This is a genomic window from Mesorhizobium sp., from assembly GCF_024509055.1.
GTDB lineage: Bacteria > Pseudomonadota > Alphaproteobacteria > Rhizobiales > Rhizobiaceae > Mesorhizobium.
Genome location: NZ_JANINM010000275.1, coordinates 1 through 2,322, shown reverse-complemented (window position 1 = coordinate 2,322; position 2,322 = coordinate 1). Strand labels below are relative to the sequence as shown.

Sequence of the window (2,322 nt, the reverse complement as noted above, 5' to 3'; positions counted from 1 at the left end):
GAGATCGGCTTCACCATCATCTCCATCTCGATCTCGCTGGTGGCGGTGTTCATCCCCGTGCTTCTGATGGGCGGCGTGATCGGCCGCATCTTCAACGAATTCGCCGTCGTGGTGACGGTCGCCATCCTGGCATCGATGTTCGTCTCGCTGACGCTGACGCCGATGCTGTGCTCGCGGCTGCTGTCGGTGACGAAAGCCGACCGGGAAGCGCATGGCGCCGGTCATAAGCACGACTTCTTCACGCGTGGCTACGACTGGCTTTTGAGCTTCTGCCTGAGGCACACCTTCCTGGTGTTCCTCGTCTTCGTCGGCACCGCGGTGGCGTCCGTCTGGCTGATACAGGTCTCGCCGAAAGGCTTCTTCCCGCAGGAGGATATCGGCCAGATTTCGGTGACGACGATTGCCCGCCAGGACATCTCCTTCGATGCAATGAGCAAGCTGCAGGGACAGGTTGCGACCGTTTTCTCGAAATCGCCCTATGTTTCGCATGTGGCGTGGTCCGCCGGCAACGGCAACAATGCGCTGAACCAGGGGCAGCTCTTCGTGCAGCTGAAGGACAAGAGCCAGAGGCCCGATATCGAGAAGGTGCTTTCGGACCTGCGCAAGCAACTATCCGGCGTCGCCGGCATCGAGACCTACATGCAGCCGGTGCAGAACCTTCGGCTTGGCTCGCGTTCCTCCGCCAGCGCCTATCAGTTGGTCGTGCAGGGGCTGGATACCGGGCAGACCGATATCTGGGCGCAGAAACTGAACGACGCCATGGCGGCCGACCATGCGATGTTCACGGACGTCACGAGCGATCTGCAGAACAACGCCCTGCAGGCGTCGCTTGTCATCGACCGCGACAAAGCCGCTCAACTCGGCATTGACACCGACACACTGCGTTCCAGCCTCTATGGCGGCTTCGGCACCGAGCAGGTGTCCACCATCTTCGGTTCGGCCGACAGCTATGAAGTGGTCATGGAGCTCGATCCGAAGATCCCATGGTCGCCGGAGCGGATGCTGGCAATCCAGGTGAGGACCGCCAGCGGCAGCCTTGTGCCGCTCGGAGCTTTCGCTCGTGTCGACCGCACAGCCGGCGCGTTGACGGTCAACCAGCTCGGACAGCTTCCGGCGGTCACCATCTCCTACAATCTGCCGCAGGGTGTCTCGCTCGGCGACACCGTGACCCGCATCAATGCGCTGAAAGATCAGATCGGCATGCCCAAGGCGATCGGCACCACCTTTGCCGGCACCGCGAAGACCTTCCAGGATTCGCTCGCCAACCAGGGCCTTTTGATCGGCGGCGCGATTTTGACCATCTATATCGTGCTCGGCATCCTCTATGAGAGCTTCATCCACCCGCTCACCATCCTCACCGGCTTACCGTCGGCGGTGCTCGGCGCCGTGTTGGCACTGCGCCTGGCCGGAATGGATCTTTCGGTTATCGCCGTCATCGGCATCCTGATGCTGATCGGCATCGTCAAGAAGAACGGCATCATGATGGTCGACGTCGCACTGGAGCTCCGACGAGAGGGCATGTCGGCCAAGGACTCCATCCATAAGGCCTGCCTGATGCGTTTCCGGCCGATCATGATGACGACGCTGGCGGCGCTGATGGGCACGTTCCCGATCGCGCTCGGCACCGGCGCAAGCGCCGAATTGCGCCAGCCGCTCGGCGTCGCCGTCGTCGGCGGCCTGCTCGCCTCGCAGGCGCTGACCCTGTTCGTCACGCCGGTGATCTACGTCTATTTCGAGAATTTCTCCAACTGGCTGGTCAGCTTCTCGTCGAAGAAGAGCCGTCCGGCGCTGCACGCGGTCGAAAGCGGCGAGCAGCGCTCGCTGTTCGACGCCGAGGAGGATATCGAGCCGAAGAAGCTCGCCGCCGAATAGGCGTTGGCCCCTGGCACAAGGCACCGAGCTTGCGAGGGCATGCGCGCGATCGTAACCTTGCGCCATGTCCCACGATCATGACCACGACAACGAGCTTGATCCGTTCGCGGCGCGCGTGCGCGCCCTGGAAACGATCCTCACCCAAAAAGGCCTGATCGACCCGGCGGCGATCGACGTCATCGTCGACACCTACGAGACCAAAATCGGTCCGCGCAACGGCGCCAGGGTGGTGGCGAAAGCCTGGAGCGATCCCGCCTATGCCGAATGGCTGCAGCGCGACGCTACGGCGGCGATCGAATCGCTGAGCTATAGCGGCCGGCAGGGCGAGCACATGCAGGCCGTGTTCAACACCGAGGCGACGCACAACCTCGTCGTCTGCACGCTCTGCTCCTGCTATCCGTGGTCGGTGCTCGGCCTGCCGCCGGTCTGGTACAAGGCGCCGCCCTACCG

At 62.9% G+C, this 2,322-nt stretch carries 2 protein-coding genes; both read left to right on the top strand.

Features of this window, described 5'->3' with window-relative positions; genetic code table 11:
* A partial coding sequence (locus Q0L57_RS12795) for an efflux RND transporter permease subunit (protein ID WP_296743159.1) occupies positions 1 to 1,872 on the top strand: 1,872 nt, incomplete at its 5' end.
* A 64-nt stretch (positions 1,873 to 1,936) separates the two neighbouring features.
* A partial coding sequence (locus tag Q0L57_RS12790; RefSeq protein WP_296743157.1) for a nitrile hydratase subunit alpha occupies positions 1,937 to 2,322 on the top strand: 386 nt, incomplete at its 3' end.